Origin of the sequence: Jeotgalibacillus salarius (genome assembly GCF_004405125.1) — a bacterium.
In the GTDB taxonomy this organism is placed as follows: domain Bacteria; phylum Bacillota; class Bacilli; order Bacillales; family Jeotgalibacillaceae; genus Jeotgalibacillus; species Jeotgalibacillus salarius.
This window is the reverse complement of sequence record NZ_SORX01000004.1, coordinates 255,364-280,455: the sequence shown is the minus strand read 5'-3', so window position 1 is coordinate 280,455 and position 25,092 is coordinate 255,364. Positions and strand designations below refer to the sequence as shown.

The window sequence follows — 25,092 nt, the reverse complement described above, 5'->3', positions numbered from 1 at the left end:
ATAGTTGAAATTATAAGATAAGTCAGACTATTTTATAATGTCTATTACAGACAAAGATTATTGTTTTATTTTGTTTGTAACCGATAAGCAAACGCTTATTTTTCCAGAAAGCTGTCAATATTTACGGCCAGTTGCAGTTCAAAGGCCTCTTTTCCCTGAATCGCTTCAATATCCAATACTTCTTTTATACATTTCAAACGGTATTTTACTGTGTTTACGTGAATAAATAACGCTTCAGCGGTTTGTCTCATATTTTGATTAAGCTCGAGATATACACTTAGCGTAATCATCAGACTGCCATTATGAGCATTGTCAAATTCTTTGAGCTTTCCAATGGTATCTTCAACGTACGCTTCAAGCTCCCGTACTTCTGTCTTTAAAAAGAGCCGTTGAAAACCGAGCTCAAAATAGGCAAGAAGCGAGCTGTTCTTATTTTTTGTAAGCAAGTAATCTACACATTTCGAGGCATCATTAGCAGACACTTTTACTTCTTCAAGCTGATTTACAGTTCTTCCGATTCCTATTAAAACGGAAAGTCCTGCTGCCTGCCTCACTTCTTCAACCAGCTGGGCAAATAAAATTCTGATTCGCTCATAGGCTGAAGCTTCTTCTATGTATTCGGGATATGTGAACATAAAAATCACATCCAAATTCTGATCAAGAATGAATGCTTTATAAGGAAACTGGACTAACTTCCTCCTAATCATTCTTAATAGTGTTTCTTTTTTCACGGAAATCTCCCTCAGGGAAAGGAGCGCTTCTTCAATTGTCAGCTGTACAAGAATAAATTGGCGACCCTCCACTGCACCGGAAGTCGCCCGTGCAATTTCATTCACAGTCAGTTCATCCAGCTTTCCATACAAAAGCTGATCCAAAACATATCCCGAGTATGTGAGTGCATCATATGAGCTCTTATCCCGCCTGTTCATTTCAAGTGCGAAGATCATCGAAGCCTGTTCAATTGCAAACTGATCCAGTGGATCCAGCACATCACGTTCAGCTAAATAAATACTGATTAATCCCATCGCCCTTTGATCGGTACGCACCGGAAAGAAGTAGATTCTTTCTTGAATATGATGATCGTTAATGGCGGAGACTGATCCTTTCTCCTTTGCCATCGCATTAGTCAGCACATGCGGGTATTGCTGAATTAACAGCCTTCCCCGCGCAGAAGCATTTTCACTTGAGACTTCCAGCAAATCAAAAAATTCATTAAAAACAATCACTTCAGCATTGACCAGTGAAGCAAGTGTTTTCGTGATTTCTTCAAGTCCTCCCTGCGAGAGCGAAACTCTGCTCAGCGTTTCATGCACCCTCTGCGTCCGCTCATTTTTTGAAAATAGCGTAGCATTTTCAATAGCAATCACAGCCTGTACTGCAAATGTTTCGAGCAGCTTTAAGTCCTGGTCGGTAAACACAACATTTTCTTCATAAATATCAACCGTTAACACGCCAATACAGCCTTTTTTTGTCATCAGTGGCACACAAATTGCACTCGCCGGATATTCCATATCACCGCGCGCTTTTGAGTAGTACCCTTTCGTCTCTTCGTTGATATCCGTCATCCCTTTTAACGTATCATCATGCGTTGAAAATATTCTGCCCTGTTGAGACACAAACGTTTTTCCGCTCATTCCTTCACCTGGCTCAAGCAGCGCATGCTTCAGGTACTTCATATCAAAACCCGCTGCTGCTTTTGCGTAAAGTTTTCCTATCTTTTCATCAAACAAAAAAAGGACACTCGCATTTGATCCATCAATGACGTTCAAAACTTCTTTTATAAGCTGATCGAGCACTTCGTCTAAATTAAGCGTAGAGGTCATTACTTGAACAGAATTAATTAAGCTTCGCAATTGTTTTTCAGTATCCATCTTATCCCTCCGAACTTTATTTAACTTTTGATTATCATACACGGAAGACAGTAGACTGAAAAGTTCAATTTTTTCTATCAGAATTGCAGAGTATGTACTTAAAACCGATCTCTTTGGATAGGAAATATACAGTCAGGCTGACCAAAGAATTTGGTAAATCACCACAATAGCTCGTCCAATTAAAAAACTGCCCTAATCAGCAAAGGCAGGTGTTCAATCACGATAAACACCTGCTTTAGCTTTTCAGACAGTTTGATCAACCTATTACTTGCTTATGCTAAACCCAATCTTCCCAAGCTGCTCAGCTTTTTCGATACGTTCAAATGCAGCCTTGTAATCTTTTAAGTCATATACCTGATCCATAACGGGACGAATTTGATGTTTCTCGATGAATGAAATCATTTCATCCAATTCTTCAGCGCTTCCCATAGTTGAACCTAATAGGTTTTGCTGGCCGTAAAACAAATCGCGCAAATTTATGGTCACTTCATCTCCGGCTGAAGCACCGAATGTCACGATTGTGCCGCCTTTTCTCAACTGTTTTAGAGACTTGTTGAAAGTCGCTGCACCTACACATTCGATCACGAGGTCCATTTTCGTCCCTTCAAGCGCATCTTCCCAGTCTCCTTCACTGTCTAAAGCATAATCCGCTCCAAGCTCCAGTGCTTTCTGACGCTTTTCTTCTGAACGCGATGTCACATACACTGTTGCGCCTGCTGCTTTCGCAAATTGCAGTAGAAAAGTTGCGACGCCACTGCCAATACCGGGAATCAGTACCTTCTGTCCTTCTTTCACCTGACCACGGGTGAACAATGCGCGGTAGGCAGTAAGCCCTGCAAGCGCAACGACTCCCGCTTCGTCCCAACTTAGATGAACGGGCTTCTTTACTGCATTTTCTGCAGGAAGTACAATACTTTCTGCAAAAGTACCATGACCAGGCAGGCCGACAATATCAAATTCAGGTGGTGGGGCATCTGTATTGTGCTTCCAGTTAATTCCAGGATTTACGATGACTTCATCACCTTTTTTCACATTTGTTACGCCTTCTCCAACCTCATCCACAATGCCTGCCCCGTCTGAGCCGACAACAAGTGCCGGATCGTCTTCCGAATGACGCGTCAGAACAAACAAATCACGGTGATTCAGACCTGCAGCTTTCAAGCTGATCCGCACTTCACCTGCCTTGACCTCTGTCTGGGCCAATTCTCCGTATGTAAGTCCTGTCATTCCTTTAGGTCCTTCGTGATAAACAGCCTTCATCATAAAAACTCCTTTCAACATTATGATTTGTCTTCAATCGTTAAACATTCCTTACCTTTACGCACGACAGACTTTCCATCTAAAAATGAATAAGGCCCGCCTTTTCCTTCCACAGACATAATTAACAGCTTTCCTGTACCGTAATCAAGCTCAACAAGATCGAACTCAGCAGACAATGGCGGAACTGTTTCCTGATAGATCCGGTTGTAGAATGATTCTACATCAAGATCATCCGGAACACCCAAAATGTTTTTGGCGTGCCCTTTTACCCGGTCCGCAACACCAAACACGACACTGCCTCCACCGCCATTCGCCATACAGATTGCATATTCAACCATTTTACGCACATTATCTTCTGTCTTATTGCTCCACTGTTTAAAATCCAGATCCTGCCCTTCAAAATCATCTGCAACATGGGCGTCTAAACGCCCGATCAGCTGCATAATCTGATGAATGGATTTCATCATTATCACCCTCAGCCATTTAAAATAACGGAATAACTAAGCTTGCAATCAACAGAACGACTGCAGCTGCAATTGATGGAGTAAAAAATACCGTCGCTTTTTCAAAACGCGGATTATAATGCCCATTACTCTCAGTTACTGCATGCGCTTCTCCTATATTAGAAGAAAGACCGCCGGAGGAACTGAAAAAAAATGCGGCTACTATAAACACAAGCCCTGTGAACTGCCACTCCATGAAAGTAAATCTGACCAGTAAATAAGCGCCTACTGTCATCAACACTAGAAATACGATAAGCCAAATTAAATAATTTTTCATTCAAACCCCTTTCAACTTACTGTATGTTGTATTCTTCCCTTTCTAGTTTAACAAAAACCTGTTCAGATTTTTCAGTAAAATAGGTTATGATGGAAGAAATAATGAAAAGGAGTGAAGGCAGTATGAATAATCATGAAATTGATTTCAAGCTTTATGGTGACGACATGCAGTTTGTAGAAGTGGAGCTCGACCCGCAGGAAACGGTCATTGCTGAAGCAGGCAGTCTGATGATGATGGATGATGCAATCAAAATGGAAACCATTTTTGGAGATGGTGCCGAATCCTCAGGCGGTTTAATGGGCAAGTTGCTTGGTGCGGGGAAACGTGTGTTGACTGGCGAAAGCTTATTCATGACTGCCTTCACAAACGAAGGAAGCGGAAAAAAGCACGTCAGCTTTGCCTCCCCTTATCCGGGAAAAATTATTCCGCTCGACCTCAGTACAATTGACGGGAAACTGATCTGTCAGAAAGATGCTTTTTTAGCTGCTGCTAAAGGGGTGTCAATCGGCATTGAGTTCCAGCGCAAAATTGGGACAGGGTTCTTTGGCGGTGAGGGATTTATTATGCAGAAGCTCGAAGGAGACGGCATGGCATTTGTACACGCAGGAGGTACAATCCATAAGAAAGAGCTGGCACCAGGAGAAGTGCTCCGTCTTGATACCGGCTGTCTCGTCGCTATGACAGGGAGTGTTGACTACAACATCGAAATGGTCGGCGGTATTAAAACTGCGATGTTTGGAGGAGAAGGACTATTCCTTGCGACACTGCGTGGACCAGGCACAGTATGGGTGCAGTCACTTCCATTCAGTCGCCTGGCAAGCCGTGTATTTTCAGCAATGCCGCGTAACGGCGGTTCGAAAGGTGAAGGCAGCGCGGCAGGCGGCCTCTTTGATCTTCTCGGCGGGGACAGAAAATAAAATTAAAGCCTTTCAAGTAACCGGACGCACATGTTCCGGCCTTGAAAGGCTTTCTGATTATTCTCCGTATATTTCTTTGTAAGCCAGAACCTTCAATGCTTTTAATTCTTCTTCAGTTAAAGATTGCTCAAGCTTTTGAATCACTTCCTGTTCAGAAAGATTTCCTGATTCTGCATCAGCCTGTATTTGCTGAAGCTCACCAATACCGACTTTCTGAACCATGACACGGGTCGCTTCAGCCCTTGTTGTAAAAGCAAGGTCCTCATCATCCTTGGCAGCCTTCGCTTCTTCAATGTAGCCGCTTAAAACAGGATCTGATTCGATATATGTCCTGACCCGATCCATTTCGCCGGTTGTTTCCATGTCTTCTGTAACGGACTCGACAACCTGATCAGCCGCCATTTCCGTACCAAAATAATAAACAGCATATAACCCTCCGCCAATGAACACGACGAAGATGAGTAAACCGATTAACAACTTTTTCATGTTTTCACCTCAAAACTTAGTATACATAGATTCTGATTTTCATGCATGTTTCTTCCGGCCTTATAAAGTGAATAGTACAAAGAGAAGATTAATCGAAAGGGTGTTGATGATGCAAAATTTAAAAGGGAAAAAAGCGATTATTACCGGTGGGAGCCGAGGAATAGGTGCCGCAACAGCCATTGAACTTGCCAAAGAAGGTGTTGACATCGGCATCGTCGGACGATCCAAAGAAAACCTGCAAAGCATTAAAAATAAATTAGATGAGTATGGGGTTACTGTTGTGACAGCTGCAGCTGACGTCAGCTATGAAGACGACATTCAGCGTGCGGTCAAGGAACTGACTGACAAGCTCGGTCATGTCGATATATTAGTCAATAATGCAGGTGTAGGCGCATACGGTGAGTTTTTGGAGCTGACGACGGAAGACTGGAACAACGTACTTCAAACGAACGTAATGGGCATCGTTCATACAACAAAAGCCGTGCTGCCGGGTATGATTGAACGTCAAACAGGTGATATTATTAACATTTCTTCAATGTCAGGATTAAAAGGCACGAAAGGATCAAGTGCGTACAGCGCCTCTAAATTCGCTGTCAACGGACTTACTGAGTCGTTAATGCAGGAAGTCCGGCCACATAATATCCGGGTGTCAACAATCACACCAAGCTTAGTTGAAACAGATCTTACGCGTGGAGAAGACGGTGAGCGCAATCCTGATAAATTCACACAGGCTGAAGATCTTGCAGAATATATTGTCAGCCTGTTGAAATTAGAGCAGCGGTCATTTATCAAAACATCAGCGATCTGGGCGACGAATCCATTTTAAAAAGCAGGCTGCCGCCTGCTTTTTTCATACGCTATATTCAAAAATCAAAAACCGCTCATTGTGATTATTCTCAACAAGACCCGGCACCGGAACTTGTTCCACAAGCTCAAAACCTGTGTTTTCTTCTAACTGATGAATATACTCCACAGTCGGATAGTACAAAATAATTGTTGCGTTTCTTGGATATTTTTCTAATGACACTGAAATCAGGTTGATGACAGCTGTAAAAAGCTGAACAGAAAACGGATTAAAGAAATAAAAAACGTCCTGATCAGCCTGTACTTCATATTTTTCCGCGTAGGCATGCTCAAACTGAATACTTCCTTTTTTCAGCTTCCTTTTTGCCAGATAAGCAGCCTGATTTTCCATTGCAGCCTGATAAAGTCTGGGGTTCATCTCAACCCCTGTAACATTCAGTCCAAAAAGGTGATGAAAATAAAATGAGACCCGTCCTTTTCCACACCCGTAATCAACCAGACCCATTCGACCTTTTAAAGAGTAAGCTTCACTTAATGCTTCAAGTCCTTCGTAGGGTGTCGCTTCATAACGATTATGATGAATCGATGAACTGACTGTTTCGAGCAGACTTGACGTTTTGATGGATAGGTTGTGATCATTCAGCATAGTCTGCCTCTTTCTTTTACTTTAGTTCTATTAAAGTTGGCTGTTGTTTTCCGCACAGCATGCATTATATTTACCTTCTACTCTGCCAGCTTTGTCTCTTCAAACTGCATTTTCCTGAATACCTCATCTTTTATTTCATGAAGAGTTCGGGGATGACTTGCGATGTAAGAACTGATTGTCATGTATTCCTTTTCTGTGAGGTTAGATTCTGAAGAAAGGCGGTCCAATACCGGAAGCCTGAAGTCTTTTATTGGCAGGTACGCTAAATCAAACGGGTTGCTCCCTTTTATCACGATTACCTTAACCCCTTTCAGACGCGGGAAAAACATGGAGTGGTATTCAAGCTTAAGAGAAATATCCTTCTCTTCCGCCCTTCTCAACTGTGGCAAATGGCTTGGAAGTGCAGTGAAGAAAACCATTTGTTCATAAGAATATACGAGATCTTCAAGGGATAATCCCTGTTGTTTTGCTATTTTTAAAGCTTTTACTTTTAAAGAGCGCAGATAGAGTGGGCGTGTAGTCATTAGGAACGTAGTTGTAAAAACAATAATATTGATTAATAACAATGCATATCCCATTTTTCTACGCTCCCTGCTTCACTGCTACACAGTTTTTTCCGTTTTCTTTTGCTTCATAAAGCGCCTGATCTGCATATTCCACTGCATCAAAAGGATCGAGTGAGCCATCCGACTCTGACACACCCAAACTGATGGTCAGTTTCCCTCCCGGCTGAAGTTCACCTTTTGGAAATTCTGTTTCTTCTACTCTTCTGCGTATTCTTTCAGCAACCATTAACGCTTTGTCTTTTTCAGTATTTGGCAGTAAAATCACAAATTCCTCACCTCCAAACCGGTAAGCCAGGTCGTCGCCACGCAAACTGTTTGTAATAACTGCTGCAAGCTGGACCAGCACTTCATTTCCAAGCATATGACCATTGGTGTCATTATAATTTTTGAAGAAATCAATATCTAAAAGAATGATGGAAAAAGCCCGTTTACAAAACTCTTCAGATAATGACTGCTGGAATGCGCGCTGATTATACAGGTTTGTCAGACCGTCCTTCAAAGCCATACGTTCAATTGTTTCGTATTGACTGGCCTGCTGAAGCGCAATTGCCGCCTGAGTTGCAAGAGGTGTAATAATATCTACGTCATGCATGCTGAGCGGCTTTTGATTGACAACATTATCTATCATCACAACACCCGATTTCACTCCCTGATGGAGCATAGGGATTACTGCGAATTCCTTCAGATTTAATGTACTGTGAAAATGTTTCATCAGTTCATCGTCTTCGTTTATTTTTTTCACCAGAATTGGACTGCCTGACTCCATCACATTTTTGAGGAAGCTTTGCTGTTCCAGAGGGATTTCCATGTTCTGAACAATTTCATTTAATTGTTGATCCGATTTTTCTTCTTCTTTTTTATTTATCAAATCAGCTAAACCATAGCGATTCACAGTAATATTCTCCCATATCTCAAAACCTTCTTCTGCTCTCACTGGGCCTGTTGCCATAATTCCTTTTAGCTTAGTTCTATCTTCTTCCAGTAAAAAAATCATTGCCCGGTTATAACCTAGCCCATGACCGGCTGTCATCGAAGTGAGAATGGTCTCAAGGAGTCTTTTCGTATTAAAAGTCTGCTGCATTGCTTGACTGACATCTTTTGTTACGTTGAGCTGCTTTGAGTTAATTGTCAGTATTTCAAGCCAGTGGTCACGCTGCTGACGAATTTTTCTAACATAATACCTAACAGCATAAATGCTTCCTGCAAACAGAAAATACGCAGCATAAATACTCAATTCCAACATTCCCGTCATTCCCCATAAATAAAGAGATGCTAATGCGGCTGCAATCATGCCCCCGCTAAAATGAAAGCTGACTACTGAGGCAGCAATGACAAATAGCAGCAGCCAGGATGTGTGTGACGTTGCAGCAAACCATTGTTCAAAAAGAACGAGAAGCACTGTCGACATCACAAATATTAATCTGTTTATGTATCCGTTTACGTAAAAACGTAACGTATTAGCTATAAAAGCCACAAAAATATAGGACGCCGACAATAATAATGCCTCCATACCCGTTCCCTCCTAATAGGCCAATTGTCACAATTTAATTATAATACATGGAAGCGCTATATTTCAATAGAAATGAAAAAGAGTATTTTAATCACAAAAAAGCCCGGGAACGATTTCCCGGACTTACGATTATACGACTGACTTTTTGATCTGTTTACTACGCAGCTGTCCGCATGCTGCATCAATATCTGTACCGTGTTCCTGACGTACAACACAGTTGATGCCACCTTTTTTCAGCGTATCGTAAAACTTCATAATGTTATCCTGCTTGCTTCGTTCATATTGAATATGCTCATCAACCGGATTGTAAGGAATCAGGTTTACATATGCCAAATGACGCTTGTTGTAAAGCATTTTCGCAAGCTGTTGCGCTTCTTCAACGTGATCATTCACATCATCAAGTAGAATATACTCGAATGTGATACGACGATTTGTTTTTTCAAGATAATAATCGATCGCTTTCATCAGCGGTTCGATTGGGTATGCACGGTTAATCTTCATGATGCGCGTACGCAGCTCATCATTTGGTGCGTGTAGAGATAGCGCAAGATTTACCTGCAGGTCTTCATCCGCGAAGTCATAAATGCGATTAGCAAGTCCGCTTGTTGAAACGGTAATATGACGCGCGCCGATCCCAAGACCTTTAGCTGAGTTCACAACTCGAATAAAGCTCATCAGGTTGTCATAATTATCGAATGGCTCTCCGATTCCCATAACAACGATATGGCTGACCCGGTCTCCCTCATCTTTTTCATCCATATACTTCTGGACGCGCATGATCTGCTCAACCACTTCTCCGCTGCTCAGATCACGGCTCTTCTTCAAGAGACCGCTGGCACAGAATGTACAGCCGATATTACACCCTACCTGTGTTGTCACACATACTGATTGACCGTATTTCTGTCTCATCAGTACTGTTTCAATCAGATTTCCATCATGCAGCTTAAATAAAAATTTCACAGTGCCGTCCTGTGAATCCTGACGAATCTGAAGATCCAGCGTCTCAATGACAAAGTTTTCTTCAAGTAATTCACGGCATTCTTTACTGACATTTTTCATATCTTCAAAAGTTGTGACTCTCTTACGATAAAGCCAGTCCCAAATCTGTTCTGCACGAAATTTCTTTTGACCATGTTCCATAAGCCAGGCAACAAGTTGCTCCAACGTTAATCCATAAATGGAAGTTTTCATCATAACCCTCATTTCGAAAATTACATTCATTCTTCATTGTACGATGGATTGACCCTAAATTGCAAGGGAATATCAAAAACAAATCATAAATCTCTAAACTTATCAAGGGTAAATTGATCATAATCAGAAATTTCTTTTAAATACACTTCAGACAACTGCTACAATGAAGCAAACAGTATTTAATAGGAGATGATGACATTGAAGATCGTTATAGCACCTGATTCATTCAAGGGCAGCCTGAGTGCTGCAGAGGCAGCACAGGCAATGAAAACAGGCTTTCTACACGTGTTCCCTGAAGCTGAATACACATTGATACCTATGGCAGATGGCGGGGAAGGCATGCTCGAATCGTTTTTATTCAAAAAGGGCACCTCCCCTCTGGAAGTGTCAGTAAGAAATACTTATGGAAATGATAAAAAAGCTAAGATCTGTATAGATGGAGAGACTGCTTATATTGAATCAGCGCACGCTGTAGGGCTGACGGATTTCACGCCGGAGGAACTGATCCCAATTCAATCCACTTCATATGGGGTTGGCCAGATGATTCGTTATGCATTGGATCAGGGCTGTAAGAAGGTGCTGATCGGCCTTGGCGGAAGCGCTGTGAATGATGGTGGAGCAGGCCTGCTTGAAGCGCTGGGTGCAAGATATACCTATACTGAGGAGTTTGAAGGTGGTGTTACGCTGGGACGGCTCCCTTTTATTCAGCGTGTTGACCTTACTACACTCGATCCAAGATTACACGAAGTCAAACTGATGATCGCTTCTGATGTCAATAATCCTTTAACCGGAGAAGAAGGCGCTACAGCGATTTTCGGTCCACAAAAAGGCGTACGTTCAGAAGATATTGCTGTATATGATCAATGGATTGCTCAGTTTGCAGCGCTCACTGCTGCAGAACTGATCGACGCACCTAGTGCAGGCGCTGCAGGCGGAATGGGGTTTGCGCTGCTTGCTGCCGGCGGTCAGTTCGCACAGGGAGCAAAACTGATTGGAGAGGAGATAGGACTTCAAGATGCAGTGCGGGAAGCTGATCTTATTCTGACGGGGGAAGGGAAAAGTGATGAACAGACAATGTACGGGAAAGTCGCTCATTATGTAGCTGAACTTGCAGATGCCTACCAAAAACCTGTTATCTTGATATCCGGCAGCCTGGATCATGAAGCTGAAGAGCTGATTAGTCTATTTGCTGCAAGCTTTTCAATCACTCATAGTCCGTGCACGCTTGAGTATGCGCTGACGCATGCAAGAACGCTTACCACTAAAAGAGCTGCAGAAATCGCCAAGCTGATTCAGCTGCAGCTATAGCAACTGAGCAAACCTAATGCAGATCACAAGAGGATCATGTCATAATTGAGTCATTGAATGATGAGGAGGACTCAGTCATGAAAATTGGTATCTTAGATCAGGTTCCAATGCCTCAGGGGACAGAACCCTCTGATGTCCTGAATGACACGGTTGAACTTGCAAAATTTGCTGAACAGCTTGGATATAAACGCTACTGGCTGGCCGAACATCATAATACGAATGGACTGTTAAGCGCAGCCCCTGAAATTCTGATGACCCGGATTGCCTCAGCCACTGAATCAATTAAGGTGGGTTCAGGAGGTGTATTACTGCCTCAGTATAGTCCTTTGAAGGTTGCTGAAACTTTTAAGACGATGGAAGCTCTATTTCCGGGGCGTGTTGACCTTGGCGTGGGCAGATCCCCAGGGGGCACCGAGCGGACACGTGCTGCATTAACCGATAGCCGCGAAAGTATGATGGGTGCTTTTCCAAGACATCTTGATGAGCTTTACGGATTTATGCACAACGAGCTCCCCAAGCAGCATGAATATAGAATGGTGAAGGTTACACCGAGAACCGGCAGTGCCCCTCCTGTCTGGGTGCTAGGCCTCTCTCCCCGGAGTGCAAAACTTGCGGCTGAGCGCGGGATGGGACTGACATTTGGTCATTTTATTAATCCGGATAAGTGGGAGGAAACACTCCGCATATACCGAGAACACTTTAAACCCGGACAGTTTTCTAGTCCAACTGTAAATGTAAGTGTATTTGTGGTTTGTGCTGAAACACAGAAAGAAGCGGAACATCTTGCGCTTACGCAGGACATGTGGCTGCTCGGTATCGAAAAAGGTGATTCTCAGGTTCATTCTCCTGATCAATTGAAAAAAAGTGACCTTTCTTCCGCTGACGTTGAGAAAATCCGTCATAACCGCAGAAGAATGATTGTCGGAACGCCAGAAATAGTAAAAGCTTCACTGGAAGAGCTGAGTGAACGTTATCAGACCGACGACTTTTTGCTGATTACGAATATCTATTCCCATGAGGATAAGAAGAGGTCTTATGAACTTATTGCCCGGGAAATTCACAAACAAAAAAGCCTTGAAACCGTATAAAACGGTCTCAAGGCTTTTGGTTATTATGCGGCTTTATTTCCTTTGTGTTTACCTTTTCCTTTATCTTTACCCTTGCCTTTGCCCTTACCAGGCTTTTCATCTTCAATCTCAATTTCATTTCCATCTACATCATACAATGCCACGCCTGCATGTTTCGCTGTTCCGCGAAGTTTAAGCTTCTGGATGTTTTCTGCTCCGTTGATCGTTTCAACATTTTTATGCTGAACAATCACCGATTTAACTTCATTGCCTTCAAAGTCATACTCAGCACCAGCTTCTTTTGCATGAAGCGTCACTTCAATGTCAGCTAATGCTTCACCTTCAAAGCTTACATTAGAACCGCGTACCATGACTTTCTCAACTTTTGTACCTTCTTCTGCAACAATGCGGACATTGTCTTCAAAGATATTTACTTTCTTTTGTTTGAAGTCTGCAAGGTTGATCACTTTTTCTTCAGGCTGTGGCTCTTCTTCTGCCTCACCCGTAAGGTTTACCTGAGCCAAAAGTGGATCATGGTCAGATGCACGTCCGTGTACTTCCATAAAGTCAGAGTTGATATGAACAATATCAAACACTGTGCGGTCTGCCAGATTATTGCTCACAAGGATGTGGTCAAGTACCTGTGCATTTCCTTCGTAGTTGTACGTATAACGCTCTTCTTTTTCCACTGTATCAATCAGATTTGTCAGCTCTTCACCTTTTAATGCTTCAAGCGGCTCAGAGAATTCAAAATCGTTCATGTCACCGACAACCATAATATTTGCATCAGGTGTCTGTGCCTGTACGTCCTGTACAAAGCTGTTGATGATTCCTGCAAGTTCCACACGCTCAGCTTCACTGCCAAGGAACGGTGGCTGATTCTGTCCAAATAACGGCTGGTCTCCACCTTTAGAGTTCAGGTGTGTCCCTACTACAATCACTTCTTCACCGTTAAATTCGAACTCTGCTACTACCGGCTTACGAGTGTTCGGGAATTCTGAAGGTGCAATACGTCCAGGGTTCAGCGTCAGTTCGCCGTCCACGACGTCAATTGCATCATTTGCTCCGCCAGCTTCTCCGTCAGTCATCTGTACTCGCTCAGGGTTGTAAAGGAAACCGTTCCGAATATTTCCACCAGGCTGTCCACCGTCCTGCTTATCTTCTGGAGCTACTTCTGTATAAGCATATTCAGGACCGCCAAGCGCGACGATGTCATTGATCAGGCGCTGATAGCTTCCCTCACCTGAAACTGTACCATCGTCTGTAGGACCATTTGTATCCTGAACTTCTGTCAGTGCAATGATATCCGGTGAACCGAGATCATTTACAAATGAATCAGCAATACGCTGTGCTTTCTCATCACTTGTATTTGAAGCGTTTGCTGAAAAGTTCTCAATGTTATAAGAAGCAACTGTCAGCTCATCTTCTTTATATTCAATTGTTGTTGATTCAGACTCTAGTCCGCCATCTGTAAATTCAGGTTTTTGGCCTTTTCCAGCAAGTACTTTATATTTTCCAAAACCATAACTCATGACGCCAATTGCTGAAGTTGATAACTCGTCCCCTGTTTTCACAACAAAGTTCTCATCATCTACATCGATAAATACGCGCTCAGGATTAAAGTCACCAGGCTTCACAATTGCACCGCCAGCCTGCGTATAAACTTCATCACCTTTATTCGGAATCACAGCGATTTCACCGTACTTCTGAGGTCCGCTCGCTGTTCCGCCTGCAACTTCCACAAGCATACCTTCAATACTTTCGTAAAAATCAATGCCGTCTTCTTCTGGATCGAATACACCAAAGCTGTCGTTATCAATCACTTCAGTCGGTACTTCAAGACCATTCTCTCCACCAATCACAATTGGTTCCGGAAGTTCGAGGTCTGAAGCGATTTCGTTAATATTTGTTGATTCAATCTGTGTCACAGGAAGATCTGTTTCAGCTCTTTCTGCATAGCCTTCAACGTAGTATTCAAGCACTGTTCCACTTACTTCTACATGATCCCCTTTTGCCAGACCATGGCTTGGCTGATAAACGAGTATCCCTTCTGATGTACGAGGATCTTCATCCGCTGTCAATGACTGCATATAGAAGCTGCTGCCACTCACTACATACGTTACAACACCCTCTACATCAGGTACAGATAACCCTTCATAAGGTGAGAAATGCTCTGCAGCCTGAATATCGTGAATCTCGATATCATCTGTCTGAATCACATAACTGAATTCAGCAACATCACTTGTTGTCATACCTTCTTTTACAGCAACTGCTCTAAGGTCAGTGTTTTCAGTGATCGTTACACCACCCTCGTAGAGTGTGCTGTCCTCAGTCGGCACTGAGCCGTCTGTTGTGTAGTAGATTGCTGCGTCCTCTGTTTCAGATGAAAGTTCAACTGTACCGCCTTCTTCAACAAATCCGCCGGCCGGATTAGCTTTCACCGGGCGTACCTGATTTGTATCAAAAATAATATCATCTACTGAACGTGGAACAATTTGATATGTTCCGTTATATTCTCCAACAACACCATTTACAACTTCATACGTACGGCCTGTCTGAATGTCCATGCTCGTTGCAGGACGAATCAAAATGTCATTTCCATTTTCATCTGTGCCGTAATAATTACCGCTGCCAAATGAAGCGATATTCACATTCGAAACAGATACAAGTGTACCTTCAAGTTCCTCGCTAAGACCTGTTTCAGGGATTTGCTTAGGTGCAGGAGCTTCTTCCTGACCAGTTACAATTACATCCCCAGCTTCAGCTGCGATTTGTGCCAGCCCATTGTAATCCTGAAGCTCACCATATACAGAAATGATATCCCCAGGTACTACATCCGCAGCTGATCTTACAACAATTCCAACACCATCATTCTGCATGTAAATGTTGTTTGCGCCACCCTGGTTAAATACAGCACTTACTGTACCAGTTGTTGACACAATTGAACCTGTTTCCTGATTTCTAACGTCTGCAATACTTTCTTCTGTCACAACTGAATACTCATACGTTCTGACATCACTGTCATCCAGTCCATCTGCAGAAGCATAGACATCAAACGTTGTATCCTCAGTTAAAGTAAATGGAGCTGCGTATGCTTCATACTCACCGCCATTTTGAGAAACAAAGATCTCTGCATCAGCTGTTGAAGTAGAAAATGCTACTTCTGTTCCTTCAGCCACCTGGCCTGCAGGAACGCTTGACTGTACAGAAGATACTTTTGTCGGATCTTCGTAGGAAGTCCATGTGATGTTGTCGACAGTCAACTGTTTATCAGAACCAACTTTTAAAAGTTCTAGTGTAAATGGTCCCTCAACATCAATACCTTCTGTAGAAAAACTAACCTTTTCTCCTTCTAGTGGTGCTTCCGGTGTTGTACCAATCAACTCACCGTTAATAAAAACTTCTAATTGTCGGACACCTTTTGTGGTAAAGTCTGATTTTAAATCTAAGGAAAGAGTTGATATTCCTCCATCGATCTCAGATGAAGTTAAAACACTCCCAGCATCACGGAACATCATTCCTTTTCCATCAATCGAAGTTGATGCCCGTCCTCCCGTATAATCCCAGGTTACGCCATTATTTCCTTCAAACGAACCATCTAGATAAGATGATCCTGTTTGAGTCCAATTATCAAACGTCTCTGTAAAGCTTTCTGCCGCTTTTGACACGGATGAAAATGGTGTCAACAGACTCAGTACCATGATTAAAGCTACAAAAACCGAAAAATGCTTCTTATAAAGCTGCATAAAACGAATTACCTCCTATTTATGTATTCGTGCAAATTTAATACTAAAAGAAAACTCTGGGTTTCTCCACAATATTTTGAATTTTTACAAACAATTAATATTAAAGTACTTGTAAGCGCATACAAAACCATGTCTTTTTACTTATGTAATACCTCCCTTTTCATAATGAAAGTATTTTTCCTTTTCATATATACGGTTTCGATAATGGTTTCCAGCTTATGGGGGTCTATGAGAATATGATTAGATTTTGATTAAAAAATATCGTTTTCATAGTTTTAAAACTTTGAATCTGAGATAATAGGGTTATTAACAACGAAGAAGGAGGCCCTATATGAACATTTCAACCGTGTTAGTAACCGGTATCGGGGGTCCGACAGCGCAGGGTATTCTTTACTCTCTCCAGAGTTTAGATGATGTCAGAATCATTGGCGCGGACAGACGAAAGATTACAACAGGTAACCAGTTTTGCGATAAAACCTACGAGATTTCAAGGTATACTTCTCCGGAAAACTATATTAAAGATTTAAAAGAGATTATAGAACAAGAAGAAGTAGACGCTATTTTCCCTTCTCTGCACGAAGAACTGGACCTTGCAGATATGCTCACATCAGAGCTGAATATACCAGTAGCTATACCAGAGAGTGATTATTTTCAGGATCTCCTTGATAAAGAAGGACTTTACAAACGAATGAACCTTCTCCACCTGGATGAATATATTCCTTTTTATAAAGGCTTCAGCTCCAACAAAGAATTCTCCTCTATCATGAAAAATAACTTTCAGCATGCAGAACGGGTAGTTGTAAAGGAAGTGCGTGGTTACGGCGCCATGGGATTGAGAATCGTAACAAACCGCGAAGGCTTTATGAGCGCACTGAAAAAGGGTGAATCCAAAGTCGTTTCATATGATGATTATGTTGAAATGGATGAGAAAACGCGCAGGATTGCAATGCCTTATTTTTCCGGCGCTGAATTCAGTGTGGATGTTTACGTGGCAGGCGGTAAGACGGTCGTAGAGATTCCACGTGAGCGAACAGGGGTCTCAAATGGCATTGTCCTCGAAGGAAAGGTACTCTATAAGCCCGAACTGATGAAGGCTGCTAAGAAAATTGGAGAAAGCTTAATTAAAAACGGTTTCTTTAACCTTCAATTTATGGACACGGAGGATGGCTTTAAACTGACGGACCTTAATCCCAGATTTTGCGGGAGCCAGGTAATGAGTTTAGGGGCGAATGTGAATTTCCCTTACCTATTCATTCAACACAACGTTTACAATGAGCCTTTAAAAGCTTCACCCGTCTGGAATGTGAAAATGATGCGTTATCGTCTTCCGATGTTTGTAAAGGAATAACGGGATGAAAAAAACAGTTTTGTTTGTCATGCTGCTGACCATGGGTTCAAAAGTCATCGGGTTTTTACGTGATATTCTTTTATCCTATTACTATGGGGTTTCAGGAATAAGTGATGCCTATTTAATCGCGATCTTAATTCCCACTGTGATATTCGGGCTGTTAGCAAAAGCCATCTCAACCGGCTACATTCCCCTGTTTACAAGGATTGAAAAAAATGAAGGCACTGCTGCTTCAAGTCGATTTACAAATCACGTAATGAATCTGCTGCTCGTTATTTCTACATTTCTCGTACTGCTGGGACTGGTGTTTACCGAAGCGCTCGTAAAAGTATTCGCAGCCGGCTTTGATGGAGAAACGCTGGAAATTGCAGTGTGGTTTACAAGAATCACAATTGCAGGCATCTATTTCACCTCAATTATCAGGCTGCTGTCGGCATTTTTAAATGTGAGAAAACTTTTTATCGTCCCGACTCTGATCGGCCTTCCCATGAATGCAGTATTAATTCTTTCGATTATCGTCAGTCACGAAACGGGCTACATTGTTCTGCTCGCTGCCGGTAATCTGTTTGCTTTATTTTTGCAGGCAGTCATCATTGTATACTTTGCCTTTAAAAAAGGGTTTCGCTGGCAACCTGTTTTTAAAGTCCGCGATCCGCATTTGAAACAAATGACTATTCTTGCACTTCCCATTATGCTCGGTACAGCCGTTTCCCAAATTAACAAGCTTGTCGACCGTTCGCTGGCATCATATATCACTGAGGGCGGTGTTTCTGCCCTGTATTACGCCAACACATTGAACGCTTTCATACTTGGCGTTTTTGTTGTTTCAATCGCTACAGTCATGTATCCTTCTATTTCTAAAATGGCTGCAGGCAATGATCACGTCCGGTTCAAAGAGTCAGTCATCAGTGGTTTGAACGGAGTTGGACTGTTTGTGATTCCAGCTACAATTGGTGCTTTTCTTTTTGCTGAACCGATCGTTGTGCTGCTGTTTGGTCGTGGCGCGTTTGATGCGGAAGCTGTCAGTATGACTTCAGGCGCTTTTTTCTTTTATGCAGCAGGGTTAATTGGTTATGGTTTCCGGGAGATTTTATCCCGCGCATTTTACGCGATGCAGGATACAAAAACACCTGCTGTCAATGCCGCCATTGCAGTTGTTATCAACATTATACTCAATTTTATTTTATCGTATTTTATGGGAATCAACGGATTGGCACTTGCAACCAGTATTGCAGCATTTATCACCACTTTCCTTCTATACAGACAGCTAAGAAAACATACGGGATCTCTCTTTACTTATGAGGCAGTTCGCTCAAGTGTGAAGATCCTGACTGCCTCTCTGATCATGGGCGCGGTTGCGTACCTGATGAACCGATATCTCTTCAATAACCTCGGTCACACAACCGGTATTTTATTGACAATCATCGTTGCGGGCGTTGTCTATTTTGGCATGATTCTATTATTTAAAGTAAGAGAAGCATACAACTTGTTGAGTCTTATTACTAAGAAGCGAAGGACTTAAAATGGTAGAGAATTAGACTTGAAGGAGGTTGAACACGATGGCAGATTTAACAGCAATCATGAATTGGACTTTTATAGAGGAAATTCCGGTCCCGGCTGACCTGGAAGCTATGCTTATTGAAGGCGAAGAGGCAAGAGTAGCATACAAAACCGTGCGTGATACAGCAGTCATCACAAACAAGCGCCTTCTTATTGCCGACAATCAGGGTATTACTGGAAAGAAAATCGAAATTTATACGATCCCATTCAAATCAATTGATATGTACTCTTCTGAAAACGGTGGTACATTCGATATGAATGCAGAACTCGAGCTGTGGACCCGTTCAGGACGCTTCAAGTTAAATGTGAACAAAAAAGTTGATATCAGAAAGCTTGACCGCATTTTAGCGGAAGCGATTCTATAAGACAAGCCCCGGCGCATGCCGGGGCTTATTTCTTTCCTAACACGCCATAGAAAAAGATATTCGTAATATCCTCTGTCAGCGGAAGAATTCGTTCATAAACATCTTCACGCTGAATATAATCCTTCAGCATTTGAATATAAAACATAATGGCTTCATTAGAAAGATTCTGATCTACATATCCTTCTTTTTTCCCTTCATCAAACAGCTGAATAAAGTAAGGCAGCGCTTTTTCAGAATAAATCTTTTCAATATAATTACCTTCTTCTGTATATTCTTTCATCAAATACTGATAAAACTCGGGATGAATATTTGTGGACACCTGCTTTTTATTAAAAATGATGCCTTTCACTTTGTCAGGAAACGCAAGATCACTGTGTACGATTTCTTCAAACTGGTTAGACGCCTGGTCCACATAAAAGATAAATACTTCATGGATCAGATTATGTTTACTTTCAAAATAATTATAGATCGTCACCTGAGAAACCTGTGCTTTTTTCGCAATATCAGCAATAGAAACTTTCTGAATACCTGATTCACTGAAAAGCTCCATGGCGGCCTGTAAAATATGATGCTTTTTCAATTCGCGCCTGCGCTCGAATCCATTCATGCTGTCACCTCTCCGTTAAATGAATCTCTTACTGTCAGTGTAAACAAAGTTATGAAATTTAACAAACATTTCGGTTCATAAAGTATTGTAATTCATAAAAAACAGGTATATTATGAAATATATAAACAGATATAGTTTAAAACTTTTAAAAAGAAAAGCAGAAGCAGGCGTTCAGGGACGTATGCGGTGGACCGAAGTGATTGAGATAAAGGAATCACGGTGAGCCTAGCGAACCGATGATGACTTATCGAAATGAGCTAAGGGAAGCGCACTAGTCCCTGCCGGCTGAAGCTAGACAGCTTTACCAATACTTATTAAGGAGGGTCTATCATGACCATTCTTCACATTGACCATTTATCAAAACGATTTGGCAAGTTTCAGGCTTTGAACGATGTCAGTCTTTCCATTAAAAAAGGTGAAATTTTTGGATTTATCGGACCGAATGGAGCAGGGAAATCTACTACGATCCGCATACTGCTTGGTATCTTGAAACCTACTTCCGGTAGTGCTTCAATTTTCGGATTGGATGTTTGGAAAGAATCAGTAGAGATTCATAAAAGAATTGCGTATGTGCCGGGAGATGCGAATTTGTGGCCGAACCTGACAGGCGGAGAAGTCATTGATTTATTTTTGAAATTGCGGGGCAGTTATAACCCACAAAACAAACAGGAGCTGATTGAAAAGTTTCAGCTTGACCCAACCAAAAAATGCCGGACCTATTCTAAAGGTAATCGACAGAAGGTAGCACTTGTTGCAGCTTTCGCTTCAGATGCGGAATTATTTATATTGGACGAACCTACCTCTGGCCTTGACCCCTTGATGGAGCGGGTATTTCAGGAATGTGTGCTGAAAGCCAAAGCGGAAGGGAAAAGTGTCCTGCTATCCAGTCATATTCTCTCTGAGGTTGAACGGTTGTGTGACAGAGTTGCAATTATCAGACAAGGAGAGATCATTGAATCAGGATCTCTGGATGATATGCGTCACCTGACCCGTACTAATTTGATTGTAGAAACCATTGAGCCTTTAAATGGGATCAGAGGAATCCATGGTGTACATGAAGTAAAAGAAACTGAAAAGGGAACTTCTCTTCAGGTAGATACTGAAGCGCTTAATGAAGTGATCAAAAAAGTGAGCACGCTCGGCATCATTAGACTTGAAAGCACCCCTCCTACGCTTGAGGATTTGTTCATGCGTCATTATGAGGGGACAGGAAGTGATAGCCGATGAGTCACAAACCTTTCCATCAAACCGGATCACTCGTTAAGTTTTATTTGCGGACTGATTTGTTCAGAATTCTCATATGGATATTTTCCATTACAGTATTGACGCTGCTGACAGGCTGGGCTTTTGAAGATCTCTACCCTTCCGAAATTGAGCGTCTGGCAATTGCAGAAACAATGAAAAACCCTGCCATGACAGCAATGGTTGGACCGGGATACGGGTTGGATCATTATACAACAGGTGCCATGATGGCACATCAGATGCTGCTGTTCACAGCTATTCTTGCAGCAGTCATGACGATTTTACTTACAGCTCGCCATACAAGAGGCGACGAGGAAGATGGACGTTCAGAAATGATTGGCTCACTTCCTGTGGGCCGCCTTGCACCATTAACTTCAGTATTAATTGTGATTGGTTTTTCTCAATTTTTATTAGCCATTGCTTTAGGAACCGGATTAAGTGTCCTAGGACTAGATACAAGCGCTTCATTTTTATACGGAGCTGCAGTCGGAGGGACCGGTTTATTCTTTGCCGGCATGACTGCTTTATTCGCCCAATTGGCAGAAAGCAGCCGCGGAACAACAGGGTTTGCATTTTTGATCCTCGGCCTTTCTTACATCGTAAGAGCGGTTGGAGATGTTAGTAATGAAAGCTTGTCATGGTTTTCACCCCTTGGCTGGACATTAAAAACTGAAGTATATGTAAACAATTTTGTCACTCCGTTGTTATTGCTTATTTTTGGCAGCATCATTTTAACCGCAGCTGCTTTCAGTCTGCTTTTTAAAAGAGATTTAGGAACCGGAATGCTGCCGACTAAGCCTGGGAGACGCTACGCTCCCCAAAGTCTGCTCAGTCCACTTGGGCTCGCCTTCAGACTTTTACGTACAAGTATCATTGTATGGGGGTTCGCATTGATGGCGATCGGCGCATCTTACGGCTCCGTTCTCGGTGATTTAGAATCCTTTTTTGCGAGTAATGATATGCTCAGCAATATGGTTGATCCTGCAAGCGGACTCACACTGACAGAGCAATTTGTATCAATGCTCATGGCAATTATGTCTATGATGGCTGCGATACCGGCTCTTATGTTTTTCTTTAAGTTAAAATCAGAAGAGAACAAAAACCGCACTGAAAATTTATATGCCCGTGCGGTTTCCAGACAAAAAGTTTTTATGAGTTACATCGCTGTCGCGGCGATTTTTGGCTCATTCATGATGGTGATTGCCACTGTGAGTCTGTGGGGAGCTTCCGTGCCTGTAATGGATGACCCGATGTCATTCAGTACAGTCGCCTTGTCAGGGGTTGTTTACCTTCCTGCAATCTGGGTCATGATTGGACTTGGTGCTTTATTTACAGGATTAAAACCAGGCATTACAGGCATTGCGTGGGGATATTTAATTTACTCTTTTCTTGTCGTTTATCTCGGAGGACTCCTGCAGCTTCCTGAATGGCCAGGCAAACTGTCACCTTTTGGACATGTGCCGCAAATCCCTGGTGAGGAAATCAGTTATTTATCACTCCTTATCCTGACTGTAATTGCTGCAGTCCTCATTGTTGCTGGATTGAAATTTTATCAGTCACGCGATTTAAGTGGTTAAAAGCACATCGAGAACGAGATACACTCACTTGTCACTTGTGAAAACATGCCTTTCATCCTATGATTAAATGAACATTGAATAGAATGGAGATTGACATTTGAAGAAAATAATTCTGCTCGTTTCTCTTGTTTTAATCATAGGTATTTCAGGCATGTTTTATTTAATCAACAAGCCTGCTGCCTTACCTCCTCAGGCTGTTCATGAAGATATACAATACCCTGCAAGGATTAATGGTCAGCAATATGAGATTTATCAGGACGAAGAATGGAAGTCTTTCAACGTGAAAGGTGTAAATATGGGGATGGCGAAACCGGGTACGTTTCCAGGCGAAGCTGCGATTACTGAGGAGGAATATTCGCGCTGGTTCGAGATGATCAGTGAAATGAATGCCAATACAGTAAGGGTATACACCCTTCATCCTCCTGCTTTTTATGATGCGCTTGCCAATCATAATGCAACTGCGGAGTATCCGGTCTACCTGATTCACGGGGTGTGGGCTGAGGAAGAAAAGCTTACAGAAACACTCGACGCATTTAACAGTGAAAGTACAGAAATGTTTCAGAAAGAAATGACTCATATTGCGGATGCTATTCATGGAAAAGGTGTGATTGAACCTGAGCCTGGACATGCACATGGGACATATACGAGTGACGTCTCTCCATATGTCATTGGATGGATGATCGGGATTGAGTGGGATCCAGTCATGGTCGACAATATGAAGACTCTTTATCCTGATATGGAGGAATTCTCAGGGAACTATATCTCAACTGAGGATGCTGATCCTATGGAAATATGGTTGGCACAGCAATTTGAATTCCTCATAGATTATGAAATTGAACAATATCAGAGTATGCGCCCACTAAGCTTTACGAACTGGGTCACGACAGACAACATCGACCAGCCAGCTGAGCCTTCCGAAGAAGAAGATATGGCAACCGTGGACCCGAATCATCTCTCTGTCAAAGGTGAAGTTCAGGAAGCAGGCATGTTCGCCTCTTATCATGTGTATCCCTATTATCCTGACTTTTTGAACCTGGATGAGAGATACACTGAATATATCGATCATAGAGGAGAACGAAATAACTATGCAGGATATTTAAATGATTTGAAGGAAAGTCACGGCCTGCCAATCTTAATCTCTGAGTTTGGTATTCCAGCTTCAAGAGGTATGACACATAAAAATCCTTTTGGCTGGAACCAGGGCTTCATTGAAGAAAGAGAGCAAGGCGAAATTCTGGTCAGTTTGTATGAAGATATAATGCACCTTGATATGCTCGGCGGACTCGTATTCACATGGCAGGATGAATGGTTCAAACGTACGTGGAACACGATGGATTACGATAATCCGGACAGACGCCCTTTCTGGTCAAATGCGCAGACAAATGAACAGCAGTTTGGCCTCCTCAGCTTTGACAGACACCTTGGAAGGATAAATGGTGTAAAAGACGAAGAAACCACAACTCTTGGCGAATATGATGGGACAATAAAGCAATTGGATGCATTGCATGATGAGCGATATCTTTATCTGCAGCTGACATTTTCAGATATGACAGAAGACTTCTGGCGCGAACAATCACTGGACTTTTACTTCAGCATCCGTCCTGATGAAGGAATTGAGACTGAACAGGGAAAAGCAGACTTCAGAGCCAGAATAAATGGTGAAGAAGGGAAATTGGAAGTAGCAGGAGATTATGATTCATTCTACTTCGATTACGCACAAAGACTCGAGATGATTCCTGCGAATGAAGATATGGATGAATTTCATCCAATCAGACTGGCACTAAACCGGGAATTCACGAGACCGGACACCAGTGAAGTAATGCCTTTTGAAAGCTACGAAACAGGCACGCTGACATACGGTATTGGTGATCCTGATCATAAAAGTTATGATTCTTTAGCTGACTATTACTATACTGAAGATGGCATGCTTGAAATAAGAATTCCATGGATGCTGCTGAATGCACGTGACCCGAGTCAGCATGAATTCATTGGCAATCTGCAGGAAGATGGCATCTCTGCATCTATGATCATTGATGAGATCGGGATTTCAACTGCCGTATTTAACAACCAAAATGAAACAATCATTGAACAAACACCTTTTGAACCTTACACGTGGGAGAGATGGGACCTTCCAATGTATGAAGAAAGGTTAAAAACCTCTTATGATGTGCTGCAGGAATTGTTCGGTACAATTGAATAATAAAAAACCTGAAGCCGCGGCTTCAGGTTTTTTATTTGTCT

Annotated in this window: 21 protein-coding genes; 10 read left to right on the top strand and 11 right to left on the bottom strand. The window is 42.3% G+C overall.

Annotation, left to right across the window (positions count from 1 at the left end; translation table 11 throughout):
* Window positions 1–95: 95 nt before the first annotated feature.
* From E2626_RS08875 to E2626_RS08860, 4 genes are all read right to left on the bottom strand, one after another.
* A complete protein-coding gene (locus E2626_RS08875; protein WP_134381388.1) occupies window positions 96–1,871 on the bottom strand; it encodes a helix-turn-helix domain-containing protein in 1,776 nt (591 codons plus the stop codon).
* Between the two features lie 264 nt (window positions 1,872–2,135).
* Window positions 2,136–3,131, bottom strand: a complete 996-nt coding sequence (locus tag E2626_RS08870) for a zinc-binding dehydrogenase (RefSeq protein ID WP_134381387.1) — start codon at window positions 3,129–3,131, stop codon at window positions 2,136–2,138.
* Between the two features lie 20 nt (window positions 3,132–3,151).
* Window positions 3,152–3,598, bottom strand: coding sequence for an ATP-binding protein (locus tag E2626_RS08865; RefSeq protein WP_134381386.1), 447 nt, complete (start codon window positions 3,596–3,598; stop codon window positions 3,152–3,154).
* Between the two features lie 16 nt (window positions 3,599–3,614).
* The gene (locus tag E2626_RS08860; RefSeq protein WP_134381385.1) at window positions 3,615–3,911 is read right to left on the bottom strand and encodes a hypothetical protein; all 297 of its coding nucleotides are present in this window, start codon (window positions 3,909–3,911) and stop codon (window positions 3,615–3,617) included.
* A gap of 122 nt (window positions 3,912–4,033) precedes the next feature.
* Here E2626_RS08860 and E2626_RS08855 point away from each other — a divergent pair, with 122 nt between their 5' ends.
* Window positions 4,034–4,828 (top strand): TIGR00266 family protein, encoded by a 795-nt coding sequence (locus tag E2626_RS08855; RefSeq protein WP_134381384.1) that lies wholly within the window; start codon window positions 4,034–4,036, stop codon window positions 4,826–4,828.
* 57 nt (window positions 4,829–4,885) lie between these two features.
* On the opposite strand, the gene E2626_RS08850 is transcribed toward E2626_RS08855, so the two are convergent.
* Window positions 4,886–5,314, bottom strand: coding sequence for a hypothetical protein (locus tag E2626_RS08850; RefSeq protein ID WP_134381383.1), 429 nt, complete (start codon window positions 5,312–5,314; stop codon window positions 4,886–4,888).
* 109 nt (window positions 5,315–5,423) lie between these two features.
* Here E2626_RS08850 and E2626_RS08845 point away from each other — a divergent pair, with 109 nt between their 5' ends.
* A complete protein-coding gene (locus E2626_RS08845) occupies window positions 5,424–6,140 on the top strand; it encodes a 3-ketoacyl-ACP reductase (RefSeq protein ID WP_134381382.1) in 717 nt (238 codons plus the stop codon).
* Between the two features lie 24 nt (window positions 6,141–6,164).
* Here the strand turns inward: E2626_RS08845 and E2626_RS08840 are convergent, their stop codons facing one another.
* From E2626_RS08840 to rlmN, 4 genes are all read right to left on the bottom strand, one after another.
* Window positions 6,165–6,764, bottom strand: coding sequence for a methyltransferase domain-containing protein (locus E2626_RS08840; protein WP_134381381.1), 600 nt, complete (start codon window positions 6,762–6,764; stop codon window positions 6,165–6,167).
* Window positions 6,765–6,841: 77 nt separating this feature from the next.
* The gene (locus E2626_RS08835) at window positions 6,842–7,342 is read right to left on the bottom strand and encodes a hypothetical protein (RefSeq protein ID WP_134381380.1); all 501 of its coding nucleotides are present in this window, start codon (window positions 7,340–7,342) and stop codon (window positions 6,842–6,844) included.
* Between the two features lie 4 nt (window positions 7,343–7,346).
* Window positions 7,347–8,840 carry a GGDEF domain-containing protein gene (locus tag E2626_RS08830; RefSeq protein ID WP_134381379.1) on the bottom strand — a complete coding sequence of 498 codons (1,494 nt, stop codon included), beginning with the start codon at window positions 8,838–8,840 and terminating at the stop codon, window positions 7,347–7,349.
* Window positions 8,841–8,969: 129 nt separating this feature from the next.
* A complete protein-coding gene (rlmN, locus tag E2626_RS08825) occupies window positions 8,970–10,034 on the bottom strand; it encodes a dual-specificity RNA methyltransferase RlmN (protein WP_134381505.1) in 1,065 nt (354 codons plus the stop codon).
* Window positions 10,035–10,229: 195 nt separating this feature from the next.
* Between rlmN and E2626_RS08820 the strand changes: the two genes are divergently transcribed.
* Together E2626_RS08820 and E2626_RS08815 are read left to right on the top strand one after the other, a co-directional pair.
* Window positions 10,230–11,339: a glycerate kinase gene (locus E2626_RS08820; protein WP_166786778.1), complete on the top strand. Its 1,110-nt coding sequence runs from the start codon at window positions 10,230–10,232 to the stop codon at window positions 11,337–11,339.
* Window positions 11,340–11,416: 77 nt separating this feature from the next.
* Entirely contained in the window at window positions 11,417–12,427 is a 1,011-nt protein-coding gene (locus E2626_RS08815) for an LLM class flavin-dependent oxidoreductase (RefSeq protein WP_134381377.1), read from the top strand.
* 23 nt (window positions 12,428–12,450) lie between these two features.
* Here E2626_RS08815 and E2626_RS08810 read toward each other — a convergent pair whose 3' ends face one another.
* Entirely contained in the window at window positions 12,451–16,152 is a 3,702-nt protein-coding gene (locus tag E2626_RS08810) for a chitobiase/beta-hexosaminidase C-terminal domain-containing protein (RefSeq protein WP_134381376.1), read from the bottom strand.
* 331 nt (window positions 16,153–16,483) lie between these two features.
* On the opposite strand from E2626_RS08810, the gene E2626_RS08805 reads away from it, so the two are divergent.
* Genes E2626_RS08805 through E2626_RS08795 form a run of 3 tightly spaced genes read left to right on the top strand, consistent with a single transcriptional unit; the run spans window position 16,484 to window position 19,425 of the window.
* Window positions 16,484–17,500 (top strand): ATP-grasp domain-containing protein, encoded by a 1,017-nt coding sequence (locus E2626_RS08805; RefSeq protein ID WP_134381375.1) that lies wholly within the window; start codon window positions 16,484–16,486, stop codon window positions 17,498–17,500.
* A gap of 4 nt (window positions 17,501–17,504) precedes the next feature.
* Complete coding sequence (gene murJ / locus E2626_RS08800; RefSeq protein ID WP_134381374.1) at window positions 17,505–19,022, top strand: murein biosynthesis integral membrane protein MurJ; 1,518 nt, start codon at window positions 17,505–17,507, stop codon at window positions 19,020–19,022.
* Between the two features lie 37 nt (window positions 19,023–19,059).
* Window positions 19,060–19,425: a PH domain-containing protein gene (locus E2626_RS08795; protein WP_134381373.1), complete on the top strand. Its 366-nt coding sequence runs from the start codon at window positions 19,060–19,062 to the stop codon at window positions 19,423–19,425.
* A 25-nt stretch (window positions 19,426–19,450) separates the two neighbouring features.
* On the opposite strand, the gene E2626_RS08790 is transcribed toward E2626_RS08795, so the two are convergent.
* Window positions 19,451–20,032, bottom strand: coding sequence for a TetR/AcrR family transcriptional regulator (locus E2626_RS08790; protein WP_134381372.1), 582 nt, complete (start codon window positions 20,030–20,032; stop codon window positions 19,451–19,453).
* A gap of 330 nt (window positions 20,033–20,362) precedes the next feature.
* Between E2626_RS08790 and E2626_RS08785 the strand changes: the two genes are divergently transcribed.
* The 3 genes from E2626_RS08785 (at window position 20,363) to E2626_RS08775 (ending at window position 25,051) form a co-directional block, all read left to right on the top strand.
* Window positions 20,363–21,259, top strand: a complete 897-nt coding sequence (locus E2626_RS08785) for an ABC transporter ATP-binding protein (RefSeq protein ID WP_134381371.1) — start codon at window positions 20,363–20,365, stop codon at window positions 21,257–21,259.
* Window positions 21,256–22,851, top strand: a complete 1,596-nt coding sequence (locus tag E2626_RS08780) for an ABC transporter permease (RefSeq protein ID WP_134381370.1) — start codon at window positions 21,256–21,258, stop codon at window positions 22,849–22,851. The genes E2626_RS08785 and E2626_RS08780 overlap by 4 nt, the downstream gene beginning before the upstream one ends.
* A 97-nt stretch (window positions 22,852–22,948) precedes the next feature.
* Window positions 22,949–25,051 (top strand): hypothetical protein, encoded by a 2,103-nt coding sequence (locus E2626_RS08775; RefSeq protein WP_134381369.1) that lies wholly within the window; start codon window positions 22,949–22,951, stop codon window positions 25,049–25,051.
* Window positions 25,052–25,092: the final 41 nt, after the last annotated feature.

Bases quoted from the DNA above. Each gene is read 5' to 3' on its own strand.
- E2626_RS08810 (WP_134381376.1), bottom strand. From the start codon at position 16,152: ATGCAGCTTTATAAGAAGCATTTTTCGGTTTTTGTAGCTTTAATCATG.
- E2626_RS08875 (WP_134381388.1), bottom strand. From the start codon at position 1,871: ATGGATACTGAAAAACAATTGCGAAGCTTAATTAATTCTGTTCAAGTA.
- E2626_RS08840 (WP_134381381.1), bottom strand. From the start codon at position 6,764: ATGCTGAATGATCACAACCTATCCATCAAAACGTCAAGTCTGCTCGAA.
- E2626_RS08830 (WP_134381379.1), bottom strand. From the start codon at position 8,840: ATGGAGGCATTATTATTGTCGGCGTCCTATATTTTTGTGGCTTTTATA.
- E2626_RS08865 (WP_134381386.1), bottom strand. From the start codon at position 3,598: ATGATGAAATCCATTCATCAGATTATGCAGCTGATCGGGCGTTTAGAC.
- E2626_RS08795 (WP_134381373.1), top strand. From the start codon at position 19,060: ATGGCAGATTTAACAGCAATCATGAATTGGACTTTTATAGAGGAAATT.
- murJ (WP_134381374.1), top strand. From the start codon at position 17,505: ATGAAAAAAACAGTTTTGTTTGTCATGCTGCTGACCATGGGTTCAAAA.
- E2626_RS08780 (WP_134381370.1), top strand. From the start codon at position 21,256: ATGAGTCACAAACCTTTCCATCAAACCGGATCACTCGTTAAGTTTTAT.
- E2626_RS08850 (WP_134381383.1), bottom strand. From the start codon at position 5,314: ATGAAAAAGTTGTTAATCGGTTTACTCATCTTCGTCGTGTTCATTGGC.
- E2626_RS08845 (WP_134381382.1), top strand. From the start codon at position 5,424: ATGCAAAATTTAAAAGGGAAAAAAGCGATTATTACCGGTGGGAGCCGA.
- E2626_RS08805 (WP_134381375.1), top strand. From the start codon at position 16,484: ATGAACATTTCAACCGTGTTAGTAACCGGTATCGGGGGTCCGACAGCG.
- E2626_RS08860 (WP_134381385.1), bottom strand. From the start codon at position 3,911: ATGAAAAATTATTTAATTTGGCTTATCGTATTTCTAGTGTTGATGACA.
- E2626_RS08835 (WP_134381380.1), bottom strand. From the start codon at position 7,342: ATGGGATATGCATTGTTATTAATCAATATTATTGTTTTTACAACTACG.
- E2626_RS08790 (WP_134381372.1), bottom strand. From the start codon at position 20,032: ATGAATGGATTCGAGCGCAGGCGCGAATTGAAAAAGCATCATATTTTA.
- rlmN (WP_134381505.1), bottom strand. From the start codon at position 10,034: ATGATGAAAACTTCCATTTATGGATTAACGTTGGAGCAACTTGTTGCC.
- E2626_RS08855 (WP_134381384.1), top strand. From the start codon at position 4,034: ATGAATAATCATGAAATTGATTTCAAGCTTTATGGTGACGACATGCAG.
- E2626_RS08785 (WP_134381371.1), top strand. From the start codon at position 20,363: ATGACCATTCTTCACATTGACCATTTATCAAAACGATTTGGCAAGTTT.
- E2626_RS08870 (WP_134381387.1), bottom strand. From the start codon at position 3,131: ATGAAGGCTGTTTATCACGAAGGACCTAAAGGAATGACAGGACTTACA.
- E2626_RS08815 (WP_134381377.1), top strand. From the start codon at position 11,417: ATGAAAATTGGTATCTTAGATCAGGTTCCAATGCCTCAGGGGACAGAA.